This is a genomic window from Bacterioplanes sp. CLAM21 (genome assembly GCF_059641015.1).
This window is the reverse complement of sequence record NZ_CM184929.1, coordinates 2423312-2445159: the sequence shown is the minus strand read 5'-3', so window position 1 is coordinate 2445159 and position 21848 is coordinate 2423312. Positions and strand designations below refer to the sequence as shown.

Annotated in this window: 24 protein-coding genes; 14 read left to right on the top strand and 10 right to left on the bottom strand. The window is 52.5% G+C overall.

The annotated features are described in order from the left end of the window. The first annotated feature begins 79 nt into the window (after nt 1-79). The 4 genes from tusD to AC55FS_RS11305 are packed head-to-tail and all read left to right on the top strand — an operon-like array spanning nt 80 to nt 1356. Nucleotides 80-460, top strand: a complete 381-nt coding sequence (tusD, locus tag AC55FS_RS11320; RefSeq protein ID WP_496932360.1) for a sulfurtransferase complex subunit TusD — start codon at nt 80-82, stop codon at nt 458-460. Continuing rightward, on the top strand, nt 460-792 hold the full coding sequence (locus tag AC55FS_RS11315; RefSeq protein WP_496932359.1) for a hypothetical protein: 333 nt from the start codon (nt 460-462) through the stop codon (nt 790-792). The genes tusD and AC55FS_RS11315 overlap by 1 nt, the downstream gene beginning before the upstream one ends. 1 nt (nt 793) lies before the next feature. Continuing rightward, complete coding sequence (locus AC55FS_RS11310) at nt 794-1048, top strand: hypothetical protein (protein ID WP_496932358.1); 255 nt, start codon at nt 794-796, stop codon at nt 1046-1048. Continuing rightward, nucleotides 1048-1356 (top strand): TusE/DsrC/DsvC family sulfur relay protein, encoded by a 309-nt coding sequence (locus tag AC55FS_RS11305; RefSeq protein ID WP_496932357.1) that lies wholly within the window; start codon nt 1048-1050, stop codon nt 1354-1356. The genes AC55FS_RS11310 and AC55FS_RS11305 overlap by 1 nt, the downstream gene beginning before the upstream one ends. Nucleotide 1357: 1 nt before the next feature. Here AC55FS_RS11305 and AC55FS_RS11300 read toward each other — a convergent pair whose 3' ends face one another. From AC55FS_RS11300 to AC55FS_RS11270, 7 genes are all read right to left on the bottom strand, one after another. Then, complete coding sequence (locus AC55FS_RS11300) at nt 1358-2977, bottom strand: methyl-accepting chemotaxis protein (protein WP_496932356.1); 1620 nt, start codon at nt 2975-2977, stop codon at nt 1358-1360. An 80-nt stretch (nt 2978-3057) separates the two neighbouring features. Next, entirely contained in the window at nt 3058-4425 is a 1368-nt protein-coding gene (cysG, locus tag AC55FS_RS11295) for a siroheme synthase CysG (protein ID WP_496932355.1), read from the bottom strand. After that, entirely contained in the window at nt 4425-5705 is a 1281-nt protein-coding gene (gene serS, locus AC55FS_RS11290) for a serine--tRNA ligase (RefSeq protein ID WP_496932354.1), read from the bottom strand. Before serS ends, cysG begins: the two co-directional genes overlap by 1 nt. Before the next feature lie 6 nt (nt 5706-5711). Beyond that, nucleotides 5712-6086 carry a fluoride efflux transporter CrcB gene (gene crcB, locus AC55FS_RS11285; protein WP_496932353.1) on the bottom strand — a complete coding sequence of 125 codons (375 nt, stop codon included), beginning with the start codon at nt 6084-6086 and terminating at the stop codon, nt 5712-5714. Then, nucleotides 6086-7402 (bottom strand): replication-associated recombination protein A, encoded by a 1317-nt coding sequence (locus AC55FS_RS11280; protein WP_496932352.1) that lies wholly within the window; start codon nt 7400-7402, stop codon nt 6086-6088. The genes crcB and AC55FS_RS11280 overlap by 1 nt, the downstream gene beginning before the upstream one ends. Further along, a complete protein-coding gene (gene lolA / locus AC55FS_RS11275) occupies nt 7392-8024 on the bottom strand; it encodes an outer membrane lipoprotein periplasmic chaperone LolA (RefSeq protein WP_496932351.1) in 633 nt (210 codons plus the stop codon). Before lolA ends, AC55FS_RS11280 begins: the two co-directional genes overlap by 11 nt. 15 nt (nt 8025-8039) lie before the next feature. Further along, nucleotides 8040-10559, bottom strand: coding sequence for a DNA translocase FtsK (locus AC55FS_RS11270; RefSeq protein ID WP_496932350.1), 2520 nt, complete (start codon nt 10557-10559; stop codon nt 8040-8042). A gap of 48 nt (nt 10560-10607) precedes the next feature. On the opposite strand from AC55FS_RS11270, the gene aat reads away from it, so the two are divergent. From aat to infA, 3 genes are all read left to right on the top strand, one after another. Next, nucleotides 10608-11303 carry a leucyl/phenylalanyl-tRNA--protein transferase gene (gene aat, locus AC55FS_RS11265; RefSeq protein WP_496932349.1) on the top strand — a complete coding sequence of 232 codons (696 nt, stop codon included), beginning with the start codon at nt 10608-10610 and terminating at the stop codon, nt 11301-11303. Next, nucleotides 11303-12010, top strand: a complete 708-nt coding sequence (locus AC55FS_RS11260; protein WP_496932348.1) for an arginyltransferase — start codon at nt 11303-11305, stop codon at nt 12008-12010. The genes aat and AC55FS_RS11260 overlap by 1 nt, the downstream gene beginning before the upstream one ends. An 86-nt stretch (nt 12011-12096) precedes the next feature. After that, entirely contained in the window at nt 12097-12315 is a 219-nt protein-coding gene (infA, locus tag AC55FS_RS11255) for a translation initiation factor IF-1 (protein WP_028292799.1), read from the top strand. Between the two features lie 14 nt (nt 12316-12329). Here infA and clpA read toward each other — a convergent pair whose 3' ends face one another. Further along, complete coding sequence (clpA, locus tag AC55FS_RS11250) at nt 12330-14588, bottom strand: ATP-dependent Clp protease ATP-binding subunit ClpA (RefSeq protein ID WP_496932347.1); 2259 nt, start codon at nt 14586-14588, stop codon at nt 12330-12332. Nucleotides 14589-14596: 8 nt separating this feature from the next. After that, nucleotides 14597-14941 carry an ATP-dependent Clp protease adapter ClpS gene (gene clpS, locus AC55FS_RS11245; RefSeq protein ID WP_496932346.1) on the bottom strand — a complete coding sequence of 115 codons (345 nt, stop codon included), beginning with the start codon at nt 14939-14941 and terminating at the stop codon, nt 14597-14599. Nucleotides 14942-15156: 215 nt separating this feature from the next. On the opposite strand from clpS, the gene cspD reads away from it, so the two are divergent. Further along, nucleotides 15157-15366: a cold shock domain-containing protein CspD gene (gene cspD / locus AC55FS_RS11240; protein ID WP_496932345.1), complete on the top strand. Its 210-nt coding sequence runs from the start codon at nt 15157-15159 to the stop codon at nt 15364-15366. 65 nt (nt 15367-15431) lie between these two features. Here cspD and AC55FS_RS11235 read toward each other — a convergent pair whose 3' ends face one another. Beyond that, nucleotides 15432-17666 carry an NADP-dependent isocitrate dehydrogenase gene (locus AC55FS_RS11235; protein ID WP_496932344.1) on the bottom strand — a complete coding sequence of 745 codons (2235 nt, stop codon included), beginning with the start codon at nt 17664-17666 and terminating at the stop codon, nt 15432-15434. Between the two features lie 229 nt (nt 17667-17895). Between AC55FS_RS11235 and AC55FS_RS11230 the strand changes: the two genes are divergently transcribed. The 6 genes from AC55FS_RS11230 (at nt 17896) to AC55FS_RS11205 (ending at nt 21847) form a co-directional block, all read left to right on the top strand. Beyond that, nucleotides 17896-18501 (top strand): pseudouridine synthase, encoded by a 606-nt coding sequence (locus AC55FS_RS11230; protein ID WP_496932343.1) that lies wholly within the window; start codon nt 17896-17898, stop codon nt 18499-18501. 64 nt (nt 18502-18565) lie between these two features. Then, entirely contained in the window at nt 18566-19015 is a 450-nt protein-coding gene (locus AC55FS_RS11225) for an NUDIX hydrolase (RefSeq protein WP_496932342.1), read from the top strand. A gap of 3 nt (nt 19016-19018) precedes the next feature. Beyond that, on the top strand, nt 19019-20131 hold the full coding sequence (gene mnmA / locus AC55FS_RS11220) for a tRNA 2-thiouridine(34) synthase MnmA (protein WP_496932341.1): 1113 nt from the start codon (nt 19019-19021) through the stop codon (nt 20129-20131). Next, nucleotides 20128-20769, top strand: coding sequence for a high frequency lysogenization protein HflD (gene hflD, locus AC55FS_RS11215; protein WP_496932340.1), 642 nt, complete (start codon nt 20128-20130; stop codon nt 20767-20769). Before mnmA ends, hflD begins: the two co-directional genes overlap by 4 nt. 136 nt (nt 20770-20905) lie before the next feature. Then, complete coding sequence (locus AC55FS_RS11210) at nt 20906-21325, top strand: thermonuclease family protein (RefSeq protein WP_496932339.1); 420 nt, start codon at nt 20906-20908, stop codon at nt 21323-21325. A 174-nt stretch (nt 21326-21499) separates the two neighbouring features. Continuing rightward, a complete protein-coding gene (locus AC55FS_RS11205; RefSeq protein ID WP_496932338.1) occupies nt 21500-21847 on the top strand; it encodes a hypothetical protein in 348 nt (115 codons plus the stop codon). The last annotated feature ends 1 nt before the right edge of the window (nt 21848 follow it).

Genomic DNA, 21848 nt, shown 5'->3' with positions numbered 1-21848 from the left:
CGCTGTTCGGCGATCGCCATGGGTTGTAAAAAACAGCCATCTGCCTATCATCTGTGCATCTTTCTTTTGTTTTTACCTGATGGCTACTTTCACCTTATTGCTACGTCGCACGCCCTATACAAGCCCTGCCCATCAGACCGCCTTGGCATTTGCCCAAACCGTGTTAAATGGCGGCCACCAAATCAAGCGCGTGTTTTTCTATCAGGACGCCGTGTTTGCTGCACTGCAACAACAACCTCCTCAAGGCCAGGCTGCGCTCTATCAGCAATGGCAACAGATCGCCGATCAAGGTGTTGAACTGCAGGTCTGCATTGCCAACGCCCTACGGCGAGGCATTGTCGATGATCGCGAGGCACAGCGATACAATTTAAAGGCAACCCTAGCGCCTGGATTCACACTCACAGGCTTAGGTGAGCTGGCCAGCGCTACGGTCGATAGCGATCGCATTGTGGAGTTTTGATGGATATTTTACTGATCATTCGCAGCGCACCGGCTATTGATCCAGAACCACTTGAGCTGGCGCTGGCATTGGCTGCCTTTGACCAGCCACCCTGCCTGATATTTGAGGGTGCTGGTTTGCAGTGGCTGATGCAGGATATTCAAGCACTAACTCCAGGTGGCAAGTCACCGGCCAAATTACTAAAGAGCCTGCCAATGTACGATTGTGACCAGGTCTATTTCCTCGATGGCGAAGTACCAGAAGGTGCTCAATTGAATAGCATTGCTTCTGCGGTGAGCAGCCAACAGGTTAGCGACTGGATCGCTTCTGCTAAACATTGCCTGAGCTTCTGACATGACCCTACATCTACTCTTTTCTTGCCGTCTAGAAACCCATCAACGTTTACTGCAAAGTCTCAAAGATGACGATGTGGTCGTGTTGCTTGAACAGGCGCTTATGCTACCGCTTGAACCAGGGGTTCAATACGTTGCGCGTTTACACGATGGCGAACAGCAAGGACTGCAATCACGTCCAGTACAATGGATTAATGACGAACAATGGCTGCAGCTGAGCCTCGACGCCGATCGCACACTGAGTTGGTTTGACTGATGATAACACTGGATAACGATGGTTTTTTGGTTGACCTAGGTGCCTGGTCAGAAGAGGTAGCAAAACAATTGGCTGCCGATGAAGGCATTGAGCTCACCGAGCAGCACTGGGAAATTATTTATTTGTTGCGACAATTTTATGCTGAATTTGATCTGTCTCCGGCGATGCGACCACTGAGCAAATACATTCGAACAGAGATCGGTGCAGACAAAGCCAGCAGTATTTATTTGCTGACCCTATTTCCCGGCAGCCCGGCGAAAGTGGCCGCCAAAATTGCAGGGCTGCCACGTCCAGAAAACTGCCTGTAGGTTAAACACGAAACTGCCCGGTGACACGTTGTAGGGTCGCGGCAATACCTGCCAGTGATTGACTGGCACTTTCCACTTGCTGAATGCTAGAGAGAACCGCTTCCGAGGTTTCTCGAATGCCGGTGACATTTTCCAAAATACTGGCCGCAGCTTGATCTTGCTCTTCCGTAGTGGAAGCAATACGCATATTCATTTCCGAAATGGATTCTACTTTTTCGGTAATGGAGGCCAGACTGTCGTTGGTTTTGGCGGCCTGCGCCACACTTTCTTCCGCGCGGGATTTGCTGTCGGCCATCGCTTTAACGGCGGAGTTGGCTGCCGACTGCAGCTTTTCTATGACATTTTGAATTTCTTGCGTGCTGTCCTGAGTGCGTGATGCCAGGGTTCGCACCTCATCGGCAACCACGGCAAAACCTCTGCCCTGCTCACCCGCGCGAGCTGCCTCAATGGCGGCATTTAATGCCAATAAATTGGTCTGCTCGGCGATGCCTTTAATGACATCCAAAATGGCGCCGACATTGCCAGTATCCACCTCTAACTGGCGAATCACCTCCCCTGCGCGCTCAACTTCTACGGCCAGGCTATTGATGGTGCTGACGGTCTGATTCACAACCTCACGTCCAGCCTTGGCGGAACTATCGGCATCATAAGCCGCTTCGGCGGCCGAATTGGCGCTACTCGATACTTCACGCACACTGGTGACCATTTCTTCCACCACCATAGACACTTGCTCCGTGGCCTGATTTTGTCGCTCCGATACTTGTGAAGTTTGACTGGTGAGGTCTCCCAAATCATTAGATACCGAATTCAACGGCTGACAGGCTTGCACTATTTCACCAATACTGCCGTGCAATTTATCGATAAACATATTGAACCAGTCAACCACATCGCCGATTTCATCGGCACTGGTTTTCTCGATGCGCCGGGTTAAGTCACCTTCGCCTTTGGCAATATCTTTTAACGAATGCAGCAAACCAGACAAGGATTTGCCGATACTCCGAGTGGTACTCCATGCTACAAATAACAAGATCACAACTGCCACAGCGGTGACCGTCAAGCCGAGCTTGAGTGCGTCTTGCACCGCCTGATTAGACTCTGTCACGGTATTATCAAAGGCTTCAATTGCAGCCTGGCTGTAGCGCTGCATTTGCTCACGGCTTTGTTTTAGTGAGGCATTCATTTTTTGGATAGACGAGCTAATGCTACTCATATCGGCACTGCCATCCACCATGCCGGCAGAGACGGAGCGCGCTAACTTAAAATACCCCTCAAACGTCTGGCGCACCTCTTGCCCACTGGGCTTAGCATCGGGCCACAGCGTTGCTAACTGGGTAAAGCTGTCTTGGGTTTCTTTGCTGAGCTTGTCGGCGGTGGTCACAAAATCCATCTCGCCCGTACTGACCGCCGTCGACAGCAACTCTTCGATACGCGCTAGGCGTACTAGATTGGCCTTAGATTCTTGCACCACCGGGAAATAACGTTCTTGAATGGTGCGCAAGCGCTCGGAATTATCCTGATTGATACTGGCATTGAGTAGCAGATTCACCACAAATCCTATCACCGCCACAGCGGCCAGTGACAGGATTTTGATCTTAATGCTGACGGAATTTAGAAATGACATAAGGGTTCTCACCACACCTCAAAAATTGCCGAAAAAAGATCGGCTTACGACTGCCTAAGAGTCTAGACAGTGCTTTGAGGTTATCGCCAGCTAAGGCGAGAACTTAACGTCACCACAGAGCCCACTATGGTCAGAGTTGGCGGCTCAATCGTATGCTGCTCAAGGTACGCAGGCATTTTCTCTAACGTGCTGACATGCACCTGCTGGTCAGGCCGAGTGCCTTTTTCAATCAGTCCAATCGGTGTATTGGCAGGCATACCGGCTGCCATTAATTGCTGACAAATCTGCGGCAACCCAGCCAGGCCCATATAAATGACCAAGGTCTGATCAGGGTGAACCAGCTCATGCCAAGGCAGATGACAAGTGCCATCCTTCAGATGACCCGTCACAAAACGCACACTTTGGGCGTGATCTCGATGAGTCAAAGGAATACCGGCATAAGCTGCACAGCCGCCCGCAGCGGTGATGCCAGGTACCACCTGAAAAGGCACTTGGGCATCGGCCAGCGTTTCCAGCTCTTCGCCGCCGCGCCCAAAGATAAAGGGGTCACCGCCTTTTAGACGCAAAACACGCTGACCGCGTTGTGCATGCTCCACCAGTAGCTGATTGATACGTTCCTGCGCTACCGCATGATCACTGCGCGCCTTGCCGACGTAATAACGTTCGGCTTCCGCAGGCAGTAGCTCCAGAATCCGCTCACCGACTAAGCGATCGTAAAAAACGATATCCGCCGACTGAATCAGCCTTAGCGCTCTAAAGGTCAGCAAATCTGGGTCACCAGGACCTGCTCCAACCAAGTACACCTCACCCGCAGAGGGTGCGTTGCCGTCTAGCATGGCCTGAGTGAGCGCTTCGGCAGCGTCAGCTTGGCGTGCCAGCACGCGCTCTGGGGCGACGCTGCGCATCCATTGACGCCAAAAATTCTTGCGCTGGGTCAGCGGTAAGGTTTGCTGCACACGCTGGCGCCAGCGCGCAACAAACTCCCCCAATGAGGCAATTTCAGCGGGTAAGAAGGTCTCCAAACGCTGGCGCAAATAGCGTGTCAGTGCCGGCGCGGTGCCATTACTGGAGACAGTGACCAATACCGGCGAGCGATCGATAACGGCCGGAAAATAGAAATCACTGTCATCGGGAGAGTCGGCCCGACACACCCAGCCCGCTGCGGCTCTGATCTGCTTGGCCAAAATGGCATTAAGGCTACGATCATCCAACGCCAGCATGTACCAGACAGCTGCTTCAAATTGCTCTGACGATTGATTCACCGCGCGCTGCTGCACGGTAATCGCACCTTGCTGCGCCAGCTTCTGCAGACTATCGTCCACTTGCTGGGCTATGACGGTTACATCACAGCCACTGGCCAGCAACGCTGGCACGCGCCGTGACGCCACCTTGCCTGCACCGTACACCACAAATCGTGGTGCTCGGCGCAGAATGAGCGGCAAATCCATTAATTCAGAACCTGCACACCACCCATATAAGGTTGCAAGACGGCCGGAACGCGAATGCTGCCATCTTGCTGCTGATAGTTCTCCAAGATGGCGACTAAGCAGCGCCCTACCGCTAGACCACTGCCGTTCAATGTATGCATCAGCTCAGGCTTACCGGTTTCTGGGTTGCGCCAGCGAGCGCCCATACGGCGGGCCTGGTAATCACGGAAGTTACTGCAAGAAGAAATCTCGCGGTACTTCTGCTGACCTGGCAGCCAGACTTCCAGATCGTAGGTTTTAGCCGCAGAAAAGCCTAAATCACCGCCACACAAGATCACTTTTCGATACGGCAGCTCCAGTGCCTGCAATACGGCTTCAGCGTGGCCGGTAAGCTCTTCCAGTGCTTGATCGGATTGATCAGCACGAACAAATTGCACCAACTCCACTTTATCGAACTGATGCTGGCGGATCATGCCTCGAGTATCACGGCCGTAGCTGCCCGCCTCAGAGCGGAAGCACGGTGTGTGAGCTACCCGTTTGAGTGGCAGTTCAATATCGTTCACCTTGTCGCGCAGCAAGTTGGTGACAGGCACTTCCGCTGTTGGAATCAGATAAAAATCTTTTTCTCCTTGAGCTTGAGGAATCTTAAACAGATCTTCTTCAAACTTAGGTAGTTGCCCTGTGCCTTCCAGGGCTTCACGGTTAACCAAGTACGGCACATAGGTTTCGGTGTAGCCGTGCTGGTCGGCGTGCAAATCCAACATGAACTGCGTCAGCGCTCGGTGCATACGCGCCATCTTGCCGCTCATCGCCACAAAACGAGAGCCCGCCACCAGCGCGCCTTGATCAAAGTTCAGCCCAAAAGGTTCGCCTAGATCGACGTGATCTTTTGCCGCAAAGCCCAGTTCTGTTGGCGTACCCCAAGTCAGTACTTCAACATTGTCGTCTTCGTCATTGCCATGGGGAACTTCACTATCCGGTACGTTAGGTACACTCATCAGCAAATCGTGCAGCGCCTGCTCAGCCTGCTTGGCGTCCTGCTCGGCCTCGCTGATGTCTGCATCGATACTGCCCATAACCTGAGCTTTGGCGTCCTCCGGTGACATACCCTGACCAATCAGGGCGCCGATTTGCTTGGACGCTTTTTTCTTTTCCGCTTGTAAGGACTGAGCCTTGGTCAGCGCCGACTTGCGGTGCTCATCCAGGCGTTTAAATTCGATGTCATCAAAGGTGAATCCTTTTTTCGCCAGGCCAGCTTTGACGGTGTCCAGGTTGTCGCGAATGTATTTAATGTCCAGCATGTTGCTCTATACCAATGATTTCGATACCCACATCCCTAATGCCGTTGCCAGCAAACAACCGATAAGGCTGGCGCCGATATAACTCAGTGCAGCCAACCAGCGTGCCTGTTGCATCAGGGTGAGCGATTCCAGGGAAAACGTAGAAAACGTCGTAAAGGCGCCAAGAAAGCCAATCATAGCCAGCTGCCGGTGGTGGTCTCCGCCCCACTGGTGCTGCACCAGCCATACATAGACGGCGCCTATGGCAAAGGAGCCTAACAGGTTGACAGATAAGGTGCCATAGGGAAACGGCCGATCCAAGGCACGAAATACGGCGGTTGCCATCCAAAAACGCGCCATCGCCCCCAGTGCCCCTCCTACGGCGACCCATAAATAGGCCATCATGACTCCTTGTGATAACGCTGCTTGGCTGACTGCTGGTTTAACTGCCGTAGATGGGCCAGCTTGGCCGAGATCTTGCCTTCAAGGCCACGCTCGGTAGGCTGATAAAACTGCTGCCCATGCAAGGCTTCGGGAAAGTAGCTTTCTCCTGCTGCAAAGGCCTCGGGCTCATCATGGGCATAACGATATTCTTCGCCATAGCCCAGCTCTTTCATCAAGCCGGTGGGGGCATTGCGCAGATGAGCGGGAACATCGTCACTTGGACGCTGCTGCACCAGCTGACGAGCTTGGTTGTAGGCCTTATAAACCGCGTTACTTTTTGGCGCGCAGGCCAGATACACCACCGCCTGGGCGATGGCCAGCTCACCTTCGGGGCTGCCAAGTCGCTGCTGCACATCCCATGCACTGCAGCACAACGCCAGCGCACGCGGATCGGCATTGCCGATATCTTCGCTGGCCATGCGCACGACACGCCTAGCAATGTACAAAGGATCACAGCCACCATCGAGCATGCGACACAGCCAGTACAAGGCCGCATCCGGATCGCTGCCACGCACCGATTTATGCAGCGCTGAAATCTGCTCATAAAAATCGTCGCCGCCTTTATCAAAGCGGCGCAACGACTGCTTCAGCACCTGACGGACGATGTCTTCGTCGATCTGTTGCTCGGCCAGCTGCATGGCCAGCTCCATCAGGTTAAGCAACTTACGGGCATCACCGTCGGCGCCTGACACCAACTTCTGCAACATCTCGGCAGAGGCAGTTTTGCCATCGCCAAAGCGCTGCAAGGCATGCGTGGCAATGGTGGTTAACTCTTCAGAGCTCAGCGATTGCAACACATAGACTTGGGCACGCGACAGTAGCGCATTATTCAGCTCAAACGATGGGTTTTCGGTCGTGGCGCCAACAAATATCACCGTGCCATCTTCAACAAAGGGCAAAAACGCGTCTTGCTGGGATTTATTAAACCGGTGCACTTCGTCAATAAAGAGCAGAGTTTTGCGCCCGTGATACTGGTTTTGTTGAGCCTTTTCAACGGCCTGGCGGATTTCCTTAACACCGGACATAACCGCACTTAAAGACAAAAAATGCGCATCAATGCATCCCGCCATCAGCTGCGCCAGGGTTGTTTTACCCACTCCCGGCGGCCCCCATAAGATCAGCGAATGCAATTGGCCACGATCTAGGCTTTGCCTGAGCGGTGTACCAGGACCAATCACATGCTGTTGGCCAACGTAGTCATCCAACGTGCTCGGGCGCATGCACGCCGCCAGTGGCTGGTAACGCTGACCTTGGTCGAACAAATCAGCTGCCATGGCGACCGTCAATAACGTCGACACCTTCCGGCACGTTGAAGACAAAGGTACTGTCGTCCAACGGCTGGTTCACTTCAGGACTGGCAAAGTCGATCAAGGTCACCTGCCCTGCGGCATCAAGAATTTCCATACGAGCCAACACGCTGTCTTGATAGGTAAATCTCAGTTCTTCAAACAGCTGGCTATTGTCTTGCGGCTGCAGGTAATAGGTACGCTGCTTAGCGTCGCCTTCGGCTTTGACATTAAAATTGCCTTTAATGGCTTCGGCTTGTCCGCTTAACAGCAAGGCAGGTGTTTGCTGGACTCTCTGGTCCATATCACGAATCGTCACTTGCTCCAGATCCATATCGTAAATCCACAGCAAATTGCCGTCTGACACCACCAATTGAGGATAAGGATCATCCGTGTGCCAGCGCATCTTGCCCGGCCTGGCCACCTGAATCTGACCAGTGAGCTGCTGCAACACCTTGCCATCATTAGCCAAAGTACGCTGTTCAAACGATGCCTGCATGGAATCGAGCTGTTGCAATCGCTGCAGCAGCTCTGAAGTAGCATCGTTATTGGCCCACGCCAGCACTGGCAAGCAGCACATCATAAGCGTGCGACGAAAAAACTGAATCATGCGGTTTCCTTTCAATTAATCTGACGGAGCAGCACGCGCCAATACTTCTCGGCTGCCGTTGTGCGCAGGCGGTGAAACAACCCCTGAAGCTTCCATGGTCTCGACCAAGCGCGCAGCGCGATTGTAACCAATTCGCAGTTTGCGCTGCACCGACGAAATCGAACATTTACCCGATTCAGTTACAAAAGCCACCGCTTGGTCGTATAGATCATCCTTTTCATCACCGGCCTCCATGCCAGGAATGGCGTCGCTTTCACTGCTCTGGGTGATCTCTTCGATGTACTCAGGCTCACCACGGGTTCTCCATTCGGCCACCACTCGGTGTACTTCATCGTCATCGACAAAGGCGCCATGAACCCGCTCGGGCAAAGAGCTACCGGGCGGCATAAACAACATATCACCATGGCCCAGCAGCTGCTCGGCGCCACCTTGATCCAGGATGGTACGCGAATCGATTTTGGACGATACCTGAAAAGCAATCCGAGTTGGTACATTGGCTTTAATCAGACCGGTAATCACATCAACCGACGGCCTTTGTGTTGCCAATATCATGTGAATACCGGCGGCTCGTGCCTTTTGGGCAATGCGAGCAATCAGCTCTTCGACTTTTTTGCCCACCATCATCATCATGTCGGCAAACTCATCGATCACAATGACGATATAGGGCAACGGCTCGAGTGTGGGTGGCGTGGTATCAAAACTCTGATCGATGCGCCACAGAGGATCGGCCAGTGGCTTACCTTCTGCGATGGCCTGTTTGACCTTCTTGTTATAGCCGGCAATGTTACGCACCCCTAGCGCGGCCATCAGCTGATAACGTCGCTCCATTTCCTCCACCGACCAGCGCAAGCCATTATGGGCTTCTTTCATATCGGTGATTACCGGGGTCAACAAGTGCGGTATGCCCTCGTAGACAGACAGCTCCAGCATCTTCGGATCAACCAAAATCAGTCGCAAATCGTCAGGCGTTGACTTGAACAATAGCGATAAAATCATGGCATTCACGCCCACCGACTTCCCTGAGCCTGTGGTACCCGCCACCAGTAAGTGCGGCATTTTCGCCAGATCAGTCACCACAGCATTGCCGGCAATATCGTGACCAAGGGCCATGGTCAGCGGCGACGGACTATCGTCGTATTCCTGTGATGACAAAATATCGGACAGTGATACCAGAGCACGATTCTCGTTCGGTACTTCAATTCCCATCACCGACTTGCCCGGAATGACTTCCACCACCCTGACCGCCACCATGGCCATAGAACGCGCCAGATCGCGGGCCAAATTGGAAATTTTGCTGGATTTAACCCCGGGTGCCGGCTGAATTTCAAAGCGGGTAATGACCGGGCCTGGCGCGACTGCCGTTACCTCGACCTTGACGCCAAAGTCGGCGAGCTTTTGCACCAACAGCTTTGACATCTCCTTTAAGCGCTCAGCAGAGAAGCCACTTTTCTGGTCTTTACGTGGCGGGTCAAGCAATGAAATTGACGGCAACGGCTGCGGATGTTTAAACAAGCTGCCCTGCAAATCACGCTGAGCTCGCTTGCTCGGGCCGGTTTCACGCTTTTCCAACGGCGTAATCACAAGTTCGGTGTCATCCGCAGCAGCATCAGTAGCTACCGGTTTTGATTTTGGTTTGACTGGCCGAGCCTCAGCAGGTTCAGCATCCGGCACTTCTAGCAGCATTGGTGGCTCGGGAGGCTCTTGGGTATTAATGGAAAAATCTAATAGCGGCTCATCGTTAGCATCGATCGCCTTCGACTCAGGCTGCTGTAACGCCTTTTGCTGCGCCCGCTGTGACCACCAACGACAAATACGCCAGGCTCTTTTGCCTACCTTTGTTCGGCCTTTATCTGCTTTCTGCTCATCAACAGCCTTAGCGTTAGTTTCTGGTGTACCTGTCACCTTAGAAGCAAAGGCTGCTGTATCTGCTCGATCAGCAGCCTTTGCTTTGTTAGTGCTTGATTTAAATAAGGCCAGCACCCAGCCGCCTATGCGCTCAAACACCTGCAGCCAAGAAAAATCAAAAAACAGCATCAGGCCCAATGCCGCAGTGACCACCATAACCAGCGCAACGCCGACAAAGCCAAACCAGGGCTGCAGCGCGGCCAATAAACCATCACCGATAACGCCGCCAGGTCCAGCAGGCAAATGCGCCGCGCTAAAGACACTCATATGAGTCAGAGTGCAAAGCGACACCAGTGTCAGAGCCAGACCAAAGGGGCGTCGCGACCAATGCCCAGGCATAGGCTGACCGCGCATCACCAAATAGGCACGCAAGGTGGTGAGCAAGGGAATGGCATAAGCGAGATAACCAAAGCCGTGATACAGCACATCGGCCGACCAGGCACCCGTTTTACCGATGAGATTGTTTACGCTGTGTTGCCCAAGGCGAGACCAGGCAGGGTCTGCCGGTGAATAGCTCAGCAGCGCTAGCAGTAGCAATGAAGATATCAGCGCCAATAGAAAAAACAGCACATCGGCCCATCGCTTGCGCGTTACTGGCTGAGTACTGGAATCAAGCGTATCCTTGGACACACACCGTCCCCATATAACCTTATTAACGTCTGGAGTGTAACACGCACCATGCTTGAATGGCTGGACCCACACAGCCGACCTGAGTTTCCCCCTACAGCTCAGGCTCTGCAAGATCCCAATGGCCTACTGGCCGTCGGCGGCAGCACATCGCCGCGCTGGCTGGAGTGCGCGTATCGACAAGGTATTTTTCCATGGAACGACCCACAAGAGATGCGTTTGTGGTGGTCTCCTGCTCCGCGCGCGATCATTACGCCAGAGACATTTCGCATACCTCGTACGGTGAGCAAGCTTGTGCGCCGCAGCAACTGGTTGATTACCGCCAATCAGGCATTCGAGCAAGTACAAGCCGCTTGCGCAGAGCCGCGTGACGATCAAGCCGGCACCTGGATTGACGACGAGCTGTTGCATAACTACCCGCGACTTCATCGTTGCGGGCGGGCGTTAAGTATTGAGGTCTGGTCTGTAGAAGGCGACCTCATTGGCGGATTCTACGGAGTGCTGCTGGGCGCTGCTTTGTTTGGTGAATCTATGTTTTCAAGACAAAGCAACGCCTCCAAACTCGCCTTTGCCAGCGCCGCTCCACTACTGTTTGAGCTCGGCATCAGCGTCATTGACTGCCAGATGCATACCCAGCACCTGGCTCAGTTTGGCTGCCAGGAAGTTGCACGAACGGATTTTGAGCAACTATTAAGCGATGCGGTTTCGAAGCCGCCACTGCCTCCCTTGCCTGTGGTGATTAACTGATGCGTTCACTGCAGCTGTATCGCCCAACCCAGCCCAGCCCTTGTGGTTACCTACCTGACCAGTGGTCACGCAGTGATTACGTTGATCCGCGGCTGGACTTGGGCGTGGATGAGCTAACACAGCTTAACTTGTTAGGGTTTCGCCGCAGCGGCAAATTGGTTTACCGCCCTGCCTGTGGTCATTGCCAAGCGTGCGAATCGGCCCGCTTTGAGATTGCCAAGCTAAAGATGGAGCGCCGCTTAAAAAGAACCATCAAACGCTGTCGGGCAATACAACTAAGCATCGAAGCCGCTGAGCATAGTGAAGAGCACTATCAATTGTATGCCGATTACATTGGCGCGCGTCATGCCGATGGCGCCATGTATCCGCCCTCGCCGCAACAGTATCAGGAATTTATCAGCAGCCACTTTGGCAATACGCAGTTCCTATGCGCTCGCCTAGACGGAGAGCTGATCGGCTGCTTGGTATTTGACCTGCTGCTGGATGGCGTATCGTCCGTTTATTGCTATTTCAACCCCAGCTACGAGCATCTCAGCTTAGGGCGCTACCTGATTTATTCGCTGTCCGCGGTTGCACTGCAAGCCAAGCTGCCCTATCACTATTTGGGCTATTACATAGCAGGGTGCAAAAAGATGGCCTACAAAACTGAGTGGCAGCCCATCCAATTGCTTAAGCAAGGCCAATGGCACAGTGAATCGGACGGTTAACTGAGTGATATGAGCTAGGCCTTTGCTTCTTTTGCACAATTAGTGCAGAATGCGCGCGCATTGTGCATGGTCTATACAGGTGACGAATGGCAAAAGACGATCATATTGAAATGGAAGGTGAGGTAATTGATACCCTGCCGAATACCATGTTTCGCGTAAAGTTGGAGAACGGCCACGTTGTGACCGCTCATATCTCCGGCAAAATGCGTAAAAACTACATCCGCATTTTAACCGGTGACAAGGTTAAGGTTGAGTTAACTCCCTACGACCTCAGCAAAGGCCGGATTACTTACCGCGCCCGCTAATAGGAGATATCAGCTTACGCTGATACCTCCTCTGGAATCCTGAGGCGAAGCTCGTCGTTATCAACCAAGACGTCCACTTCGCCACCTTTCTCCAGCTCTCCAAACAGAATAATCTCTGCCAGAGGTTTTTTGATTTTTTCCTGAACCAGACGAGCCATGGGACGAGCGCCCATTTTTTCGTCGTAACCGTTCACCCCCAACCAAATTCTGGCCTCATCGCTCACGTTCAGCACCACACCTTTATCATCCAGCTGACCTTGCAGCTCAGACAGCAGCTTATCAACCACGTGCAGGATGGTATCCCGCCCCAAAGGCGCAAACTGAATAATACTGTCTAAACGATTGCGAAACTCTGGCGTGAACAGTTTTTTCAGTTCTTCCATGCCATCGGTACTGTGATCTTGTTGAGTAAAGCCAATACTGGCTCGACTCATCTGCTGCGCCCCAGCGTTGGTGGTCATAATCAAAATAACATTACGGAAGTCGGTTTTACGGCCGTTGTTGTCGGTCAAAGTGCCGTGATCCATCACCTGAAGCAGAATATTAAAGACTTCTGGATGGGCTTTTTCGATTTCATCCAACAACAATACGCAGTGTGGTGTCTTGTTGATGGCTTCAGTCAACAAACCGCCCTGATCGTAACCAACATAACCAGGAGGCGCGCCGATCAAACGAGAAACCGTGTGACGCTCCATGTACTCCGACATATCAAAACGAACCAGCTCTAGCCCCATAACATTGGCCAGCTGCTTGGACACCTCGGTTTTACCAACCCCAGTAGGGCCAGCAAACAAGAATGAACCGATCGGTTTTTGCGGTGAATTTAAGCCAGCTCGATTCATCTTGATGGCCGTCGACAAGCCTTGAATGGCCTCGTCCTGGCCAAACACCACCATCGATAGCTTATCTTCCAGCTTAAACAACAGCTGCTTATCTGATGCATTAACGGATTTGGGCGGAATGCGGGCGATAGACGCCACCACTTGCTCCACCTCAGTAACGTTAATTACTTTTTTGCGCTTGCTGGCAGGCAACAAGTGCTGCAATGCCCCAACCTCATCGATGACATCTATTGCCTTATCCGGCAGGTTGCGATCCGTAATGTAGCGTTCGGCCAGATCCGCTGCTGCTCGCAACGCTTTATCTGTGTAGCGCACCGCATGGTGCTCTTCAAAGCGGCTTTTAAGGCCTTTCAGAATCTTATAGGTATCCTCCACCGACGGCTGTGCAACGTCGATTTTTTGGAAGCGACGGGTCAGCGCGCTGTCCTTCTCAAAGATACCCCTGAATTCTGTAAAAGTGGTTGAGCCGATGCAGCGAATCTCACCCGAACTCAATAGAGGTTTAAGCAAGTTGCTGGCATCCATTACACCACCGGAGGCAGCACCTGCGCCAATAATGGTATGGATTTCATCAATAAATAAAATGCCGTGAGGCTGCTTTTTCAGCTCAGCCAGCAAGGCTTTAAAGCGCTTCTCAAAATCACCGCGATATTTAGTACCGGCCAGCAAAGCGCCCATATCCAAGCTGTACACCACTGCATCTGAGATGATTTCAGGAACATCACCATCAACAATGCGTTTCGCCAAGCCTTCAACGATGGCGGTTTTGCCAACACCGGAGTCGCCTACTAGCAGCGGATTGTTTTTACGTCGCCGCGACAGGATCTGTACCAGCCGACTCACTTCGTAATCACGCCCAATCAAGGGGTCAATGCGGCCATCTCGTGCCTGGCGGTTCAGATTGGTGGCATAGCCTTCCAGCGCATTCTTGCTGCTGGCCTCGCCATCTTCATCAACCTGCTCAGAAAGATGCTCAGAGGACTCTTCTGGGCCGCTCACCTTCGAAATGCCGTGGCTGATGAAGTTCACGACGTCGATACGAGCGATGCCCTGCTGCTTAAGGAAATACACGGCTTGGCTTTCTTGTTCGCTAAAGATAGCCACCAGCACATTTGCCCCAGTCACCTCGGACTTGCCTGAACTTTGCACATGAAACACGGCGCGCTGCAATACGCGCTGAAAACCGAGCGTCGGCTGTGTTTCACGCTCAAGATCGGTTTCAGGTATCAATGGAGTGGTGGAATCAACAAAATCTTGCAGGTCACGACGAAGCTTGACGGAATCTGCGCCGCAGGCCTCCAACACCTTGCCTGCTGCCTCATTATCGAGCAAAGCCAGCAGCAGATGCTCTACCGTCATGAACTCATGACGTTTGGAGCGTGCATCTTTGAAAGCACCGTTAAGGGTTTGCTCCAGTTCTCGGTTCAGCATGCTGCCTCCTATTCTCCGTCCCCTGCTGGCGCCACTTCACATTTGAGTGGATGCTGGCAGTCACGAGAGTATTGATTCACGATGGCGGCTTTAGTTTCCGCCACATCTTTAGTATAGATCGCACACACGGCACTGCCCTTAGTGTGAACAGTCAGCATGATCTGAGTGGCCTGCTCAGGATCTTTGTTGAAGTATGTCTGCAAAACCTCGACCACAAACTCCATCGGCGTGTAATCGTCATTCATCATGATGACGCTGTACATAGATGGCCGCTTCAGTTCAGGGCGCGCTTGTTCAACCGCCAGGCCACCGTCATCGTGGTGTTCTGGGTTTTGCATAACCAGCTTTTGCATAGTGTCCTTGATATAAAAAGTTCAGTGACGGAATGGGCTCATGATAGCGCGCCGGGCAAAGCGGCAACAACGTCACAGAATAAGTAATACATGGGGATGAGATTGCACCTTGACAACGCTTGACGGCATGAAAACAGCCACGTAGTGTTGAAACACAGTTTTTCAATGACCCCGCTCAGCGGTCGCTGCGCAGTAATTGCAAGGGAGGTGTAGCCATGAAAACCGGCAAGGTGAAATGGTTTAACAATGCAAAAGGCTATGGATTTATCCTGGCCGATGACAGTTCCGAAGATCTATTCGCACATTACTCCACCATCCAGATGGACGGCTACCGGACACTCAAAGCCGGCCAGCCGGTGCAATTCGAAACCAAGCCAAGCGACAAGGGGATTCATGCCATCAATATTCAGCCTATTGAAGGCTGAATAAGCAGCCAACAAAAAAGGGCTAACAGGATCACTCCTGCTAGCCCTTTTCTTATGCGCGCTGCTTAGCAGCGAATACCGTCAATGATGCCATTAAATGTTACTGAAGGACGCATGATCTTCTCAACCAAGGCAGGATCTGGACGATAGTAGCCACCCAGTTCAACCGCATTGCCTTGAACAGCATTCAGCTCGGCGATGATAGCGCTTTCATTGGCCGCCAATGCCTCAGCCACTGGACCGAAGCACTCTTTAAGTGCCGCATCATCACCTTGCTCTGACAGCGCCTGTGCCCAATACAAGGCCAAATAGAAGTGGCTACCACGGTTATCGATATCACCGACTTTACGCTTGGGTGATTTGTTGTTCTGCAACAACTGACCAGTAGCCTTATCCAATGCAGCAGCCAACACCTGGGCGCGCTTGTTATCAGCTACTTCAGCCAAATGCTCCAGCGAAGCCGCCAGGGCCATAAACTCACCCAAAGAGTCCCAGCGCAGGAAGTTTTCTTCCACCAACTGCTGCACATGCTTAGGCGCTGAGCCACCAGCACCGGTTTCAAACAAACCGCCACCATTCATCAACGGCACAATCGACAGCATCTTGGCGCTGGTGCCCAGCTCCATGATGGGGAACAGATCTGTCAAGTAGTCACGCAGTACGTTGCCGGTCACGGAAATGGTGTCCAGACCTTCTTTAATGCGTTGCAACGAGAAGCGCGTCGCATCAACAGGGGCCATGATGCGAATATCCAAGCCATCAGCATCATGCTCTGGCAGGTACTGATTCACCTTGGCGATCAACTCAGCATCGTGGGCACGATTTTCATCCAGCCAGAACACAGCAGGAGTTGCACTGGCGCGAGCGCGATTAACGGCCAACTTCACCCAATCACGAATCGGTGCATCTTTGGTCTGACACATACGCCAGATGTCGCCCTGCTCCACCACATGAGACAGCAACACATTGCCAGCTGCATCAACTACTTCGACAGTGCCTGCCGCTGACATTTCAAAGGTTTTATCGTGTGAACCGTACTCTTCGGCTTTTTGCGCCATCAGACCGACGTTTGGCACACTGCCCATAGTCGCCGGATCAAACGCACCGTGCTGCTTACAGAAATCAATGGTTTCCTGGTAAACGCCGGCATAGCTGCGATCAGGAATGATCGCCTTAGCATCATGCAGCTCACCGTCAGCGCCCCACATCTTGCCAGAGCTACGAATCATGGCCGGCATGGAAGCATCAACGATCACGTCGTTTGGCACGTGCAGATTGGTAATACCCTTATCAGAATCCACCATGGCAACCCGCGGCTGCTTGGCAAAAATGGCGTCAATCTCACCTTGCAGCTGTTCCTGAACCTCTTCTGGCAAGCGATCCATTTTAGCAATGACATCGCCAAAGCCATTATTGACACTGATGCTGGCGGCTTTAAAGGCGTCTGCGTGCTTAGCAAACAGATCGCGGAAGAACACATCCACCGCATGGCCAAAGATGATTGGGTCAGATACCTTCATCATGGTGGCTTTCAGGTGCAGCGACAGCAGAATGTCTTGCTCTTTACATTCAGCGATTTGCTGCTCCAGGAAACTGCGCAGCGCGTTGCGACTCATCACCGCCGCATCAATAACTTCGCCCTGCTGCAATGCCAATGCATCTTTTAACAGGCTTTGCTCGCCATCGGTGTTGGTAAAACGAATGCTAACCTCGGTCGCATCGGCTAAGGTCAGCGACGTTTCGCTGCCGTAGAAGTCGCCGCTGCTCATGGAAGCAACATGAGACTTCGAGTCGCTGCTCCACTCACCCATAGAATGTGGGTAAACGCGTGCGTATTCTTTAACGGCCGCTGGCGCACGACGGTCAGAGTTGCCTTCACGCAACACAGGGTTAACCGCACTGCCCTTAATCTTGTCGTACAGCGCCTTTAGTACCACCTCGTCTTCACTGGTCGGGTTGTCTGGGTACTTCGGCAAGTTATAGCCTTTAGCACGCAGCTCTTTCAGTGAAGCTTTTAGCTGTGGAATAGACGCACTGATGTTGGGCAGTTTAATGATGTTTGCCATTGGGTCTTGAGTGAGTTCACCCAGTTCAGCCAGGGCATCGCTTTCACGTTGGTCTTCATTTAGGTATTGACCTAATGTGGCAATAACTCGGCCAGCTAAAGAGATATCACGTGTTTCAACATTGATACCTGCCGATTGCGAAAAAGCTTTAACGATGGGCAGCAAAGAGTAAGTGGCCAGAGCTGGGGCTTCATCTGTTTCGGTGTAAATGATGGTAGGGGTTTGTGTCGACATTCTTACTCCTTTAGCATTCGCTGCTGGTTGCTGTTTCGCAGGCTTCACTGGCTACGGCTTGTGGCCGTCACTTCTGATAGCAGAAGCCAGAATCAGAGGCAGATTATTCAATCGCCACTGGCCATTTTTTAGCCAGAAAGATGACTCTTGGTTCAAAAGTGGCGCTAATTTGTAGTTTTTCTACAAAAAATGCAAGCTAGACAAAAGTAATGAGTAGTAAAGCTACAACATGGCCACCTTAATTTGCCTTAATAAACCCTTCCAAGTACTCAGCCAATTCATCGATAACGAGGGGCGTTCGACACTGTCTGACTACGTCAAACAACCTGGTGTCTACCCGGCGGGTCGCCTTGACTACGACTCTGAAGGATTACTGCTTTTGACTGACGACGGTCAGCTGCAAGCACGCATCGCAGATCCGGCTCATAAAATGCAAAAGCACTATTTAGTGCAGGTGGAAGGAAAGCCCTCCCCGGCCGCACTTGAGCAATTTCGCCGCGGGCTAGTACTAAAAGATGGCCCCACCAAACCTGCGCACATAACCATAGTCGATTGTCCCGATATCTGGCCACGCACCCCGCCCATTCGCCAACGAGTGAATGACGACACCTGCTGGCTTGATATAAGAATTAGTGAAGGACGTAATCGTCAAGTGCGCCGCATGACGGCCCATATTGGTCACCCAACATTACGGCTTATCCGCACCGCCATCGGCCCTTGGCAACTGGGAGACTTACAGCCAGGGCAGTGGACGCAACAGACTGTTCATTTACCGCAGGGCAAAAACACAGGCCAATCGCGACGCCCACGCTCAAACAATCGTCGTAGAAATTGAGCCATTCGGGCATTTTGGGTAAACTGCGCGGCTGATTTTGACCGGCCCAATGCGGGAACCCGAGATGACCGAACGCTGGACCCCCCATGCCACCGTAGCCACCATAGTAGAACGCCAAGGGCGCTTCTTGATGGTGGAGGAAATGAGTGGAGGACAGGCTGTTTTTAACCAGCCTGCTGGGCACGTTGAGCCTGGCGAAACGCTGCTACAAGCCGCCAAGCGAGAAACCCTCGAAGAAACCGGCTGGCAGGTTGAACCCGTTGCATTGCAAGGTCTCTATACCTACACCAGCCCAAGCAACCAAGTGACCTATCACCGCTACTGCTTCATTGCCAATGCGTTACAAGCGGTTGATAACGCCACGTTAGACACCGGCATTATTGCGGCGCACTGGATGAGCGCCGATGAAATACGCGCCTGTCAGCGCTTGCGTTCACCTATGGTATTAACCTGCGTTGAAGATTATTTGGCCGGCAAACGCTTTCCACTCGATGTCATTATTGAGCACCCCTGATTCATGACAACTGCAGCCCAACCTCATCCCGCTTCCACCAAAGTCATCGTTGGCATGTCCGGCGGTGTCGACTCGTCCGTGTCGGCTTACCTGCTATTGCAGCAGGGCTATCAGGTCGAAGGCCTGTTTATGAAAAATTGGGATGAGGATGACGGTACTGAATATTGCACCGCCAAAGAAGATCTGGCCGACGCACAACAGGTGTGTGACACCCTGGGCATTAAACTGCATCAAGCAAACTTTGCCGCCGAATACTGGGATAACGTTTTTGAGCACTTTTTGCTCGAATACCGTGCTGGCCGCACGCCAAACCCAGACATACTGTGCAACCGCGAAATCAAATTCAAAGCGTTTCTCGACTATGCGCGTGTTCTGGGCGCGGACTTGATCGCCACAGGGCACTATGTCCGCCGTCGCGACCAAGATGGTGAGACCTTGCTGCTGCGTGGACTTGACCAAAACAAAGACCAAAGTTACTTCCTGCATGCCGTCGGCGGCAGTGAAATTGCTCAGACCCTGTTTCCAGTGGGCGAACTGGAAAAACCCGAGGTAAGACGCATCGCTGAGCAAAACAACCTGGTCACGGCCAACAAAAAAGACTCTACCGGCATTTGCTTTATTGGCGAGCGACGTTTTCGCGACTTCCTTAAGCAATATTTGCCCGCCCAGCCTGGTCGCATCGAAACCCCAGAAGGGGAAGACATTGGCGAACATCAAGGCCTGATGTATCACACCCTTGGACAACGCCAGGGTTTAGGCATTGGCGGCTTGACCAATCACCCGGATGCGCCCTGGTACGTAGCCGGCAAAGACCTAGAGCGCAATGTACTCATTGCGGTACAGGGCAAAAACCACCCTATGTTGTTTAGTCAGTGGCTGAGCAGCAGCGATATTTTCTGGGTCAATGCAGCGCCTGAATTGCCGCTACGCTGCAGCGCCAAGGTCCGCTACCGCCAGGACGATCAGCCTTGTCTGGTCGAAGCCGACGGTGAGGGCTATCGCATTACCTTTGACCAACCCCAGCGTGCAGTCACGCCTGGACAATCCGTTGTACTGTATAGCGACGATGTGTGTCTGGGCGGCGGCGTTATTGAACAGACAGGTACCACGGCATGAGATCACGTAACGAAGAACAGGTTATTGCCCTGGCCGCCGTTTTTCAGGCCGCTACCTTAGTGGAGCAGCTGGCACGCGAAGGTGACGTACCGGCCTCCACCACTGAACCTCTGCTACGCAGCTTGTTTAAGCAGTCCCCAGAGCGCTTTGACGATATCTATGGTCCCGCCGCAACTCAACTCAACATTGGCTTGAAGCAGCTGCAGATCGTTGTTGGTCGCGACCCCGCGGGCATTAAACCTGAGGTCACCGGCTACGCCCTGAGCTTGCTGCACCTTGAGCGTAAACTGCGCAAGGCGCCAGACATGATGGCGGCACTGGGCGATGGCATTCAGCAAGCCTCAAGACAGGCTGACCATTTCTCCGTAGGTCACGAAAACACCATCGCCGCACTGGCTGGGCTATACCAGCAAACCCTGAGCAAGCTGAGTTTTCGCATTCGAGTGACAGGCAACCCCAACTATTTGCAAAACCACCACACCGCCAACAAGGTGCGCGCCTTACTATTGGCCGGTATTCGTGCTGCCATCCTGTGGCGTCAGGTCGGTGGCCGACGTTTCCATATGCTGGTGGGGCGCAAACGCTATCTACAGGCCTGCGAGCAGATTCTGCAACAACCCAACGGGCGCTCATTATGAGTTCCTTGCCAGCCGGCGCGCGCCGCTTCAGTACAGCACCCATGATGGACTGGAGCGGTACGGATATTTTTATTTAATAAAATCAAAAGGATACGTGCGCTGCAGATTTTTGTGGCGCACTTTTGGCGCACCCAAAATGATAAAAAACCTGCCCTTTATCGCCCTACTCACCCTCTCCTGCACGAATTCACAAGCTCAAAACGTCACGGTTGATGAAGTTGTCCGCGTATACGACGGAGATACCATCACCGTCGACATCAAGGACTGGCCACCAATTATTGGGGATGACATCAGTGTTCGTGTTCGTGGACTGGACACACCCGAGATCCGAGGCAAATGCGACAGCGAGAAGGCAATGGCCCGAGCGGCCAGGGACCGATTAAGAGAGATATTGGAAGCCTCTGATGTTATCGAGCTTGTCGATTACGAACGAGGGAAGTATTTTCGCCTGGTGGCCACTGTCGTGACTGATGGGAAAGACGTGGGCGACACACTCATCCGCGAAGGGCTAGCTAGGCCTTATGACGGCGGCAAGCGCCAGGGTTGGTGCAATTAGCTTTGATCGGGTGGTTCTAGGTGGAAAAATAAGCACGCACACTATTAAACTGCTAACTTTCATGAACGCATTGAGAAGTCATCAAAAGGCCGGATCAACTAACAAGGCCAATCAGAATCTTGCACCGCGTGCGCTGGACAGTCTTTCCACAGCTTCATTGCTACAAGCCTAGCTGTGTTGTCGGCGCTAAACGCCAAGGAGGCCACTATAGATTTTTCAATTAATGATGTTGTTACAACAATAGCATTAATAGCCGCAGCACTATCTACTTTCTATGCCCGCCGGTCTGCTTCTGAAGCAAAAAAAGCGAACGATATGAGCCGCTTGAACGCACTATTAGCATTTCGAGAACACTATATCGAGCTTATGGCACATAAGGGAAGAATTGCAGAGCAACTCGAAGGCACGTACGGTTCGAAGATGGCTTATAAAGAATATGCCGATCTCGACTCCAAGCTACGAGAGGTAAACAAGGAAATTGAGAGTTACCATAAAAAAGTCGTTCCTTCAGACATCCGATAAG

Coding starts and splice junctions, on each gene's coding strand:
- tusD (WP_496932360.1), top strand. CDS start 80: ATGGCTACTTTCACCTTATTGCTACGTCGCACGCCCTATACAAGCCCT.
- AC55FS_RS11315 (WP_496932359.1), top strand. CDS start 460: ATGGATATTTTACTGATCATTCGCAGCGCACCGGCTATTGATCCAGAA.
- AC55FS_RS11310 (WP_496932358.1), top strand. CDS start 794: ATGACCCTACATCTACTCTTTTCTTGCCGTCTAGAAACCCATCAACGT.
- AC55FS_RS11305 (WP_496932357.1), top strand. CDS start 1,048: ATGATAACACTGGATAACGATGGTTTTTTGGTTGACCTAGGTGCCTGG.
- AC55FS_RS11300 (WP_496932356.1), bottom strand. CDS start 2,977: ATGTCATTTCTAAATTCCGTCAGCATTAAGATCAAAATCCTGTCACTG.
- cysG (WP_496932355.1), bottom strand. CDS start 4,425: ATGGATTTGCCGCTCATTCTGCGCCGAGCACCACGATTTGTGGTGTAC.
- serS (WP_496932354.1), bottom strand. CDS start 5,705: ATGCTGGACATTAAATACATTCGCGACAACCTGGACACCGTCAAAGCT.
- crcB (WP_496932353.1), bottom strand. CDS start 6,086: ATGGCCTATTTATGGGTCGCCGTAGGAGGGGCACTGGGGGCGATGGCG.
- AC55FS_RS11280 (WP_496932352.1), bottom strand. CDS start 7,402: ATGGCAGCTGATTTGTTCGACCAAGGTCAGCGTTACCAGCCACTGGCG.
- lolA (WP_496932351.1), bottom strand. CDS start 8,024: ATGATTCAGTTTTTTCGTCGCACGCTTATGATGTGCTGCTTGCCAGTG.
- aat (WP_496932349.1), top strand. CDS start 10,608: ATGCTTGAATGGCTGGACCCACACAGCCGACCTGAGTTTCCCCCTACA.
- AC55FS_RS11260 (WP_496932348.1), top strand. CDS start 11,303: ATGCGTTCACTGCAGCTGTATCGCCCAACCCAGCCCAGCCCTTGTGGT.
- infA (WP_028292799.1), top strand. CDS start 12,097: ATGGCAAAAGACGATCATATTGAAATGGAAGGTGAGGTAATTGATACC.
- clpA (WP_496932347.1), bottom strand. CDS start 14,588: ATGCTGAACCGAGAACTGGAGCAAACCCTTAACGGTGCTTTCAAAGAT.
- clpS (WP_496932346.1), bottom strand. CDS start 14,941: ATGCAAAAGCTGGTTATGCAAAACCCAGAACACCACGATGACGGTGGC.
- cspD (WP_496932345.1), top strand. CDS start 15,157: ATGAAAACCGGCAAGGTGAAATGGTTTAACAATGCAAAAGGCTATGGA.
- AC55FS_RS11235 (WP_496932344.1), bottom strand. CDS start 17,666: ATGTCGACACAAACCCCTACCATCATTTACACCGAAACAGATGAAGCC.
- AC55FS_RS11230 (WP_496932343.1), top strand. CDS start 17,896: ATGGCCACCTTAATTTGCCTTAATAAACCCTTCCAAGTACTCAGCCAA.
- AC55FS_RS11225 (WP_496932342.1), top strand. CDS start 18,566: ATGACCGAACGCTGGACCCCCCATGCCACCGTAGCCACCATAGTAGAA.
- mnmA (WP_496932341.1), top strand. CDS start 19,019: ATGACAACTGCAGCCCAACCTCATCCCGCTTCCACCAAAGTCATCGTT.
- hflD (WP_496932340.1), top strand. CDS start 20,128: ATGAGATCACGTAACGAAGAACAGGTTATTGCCCTGGCCGCCGTTTTT.
- AC55FS_RS11210 (WP_496932339.1), top strand. CDS start 20,906: ATGATAAAAAACCTGCCCTTTATCGCCCTACTCACCCTCTCCTGCACG.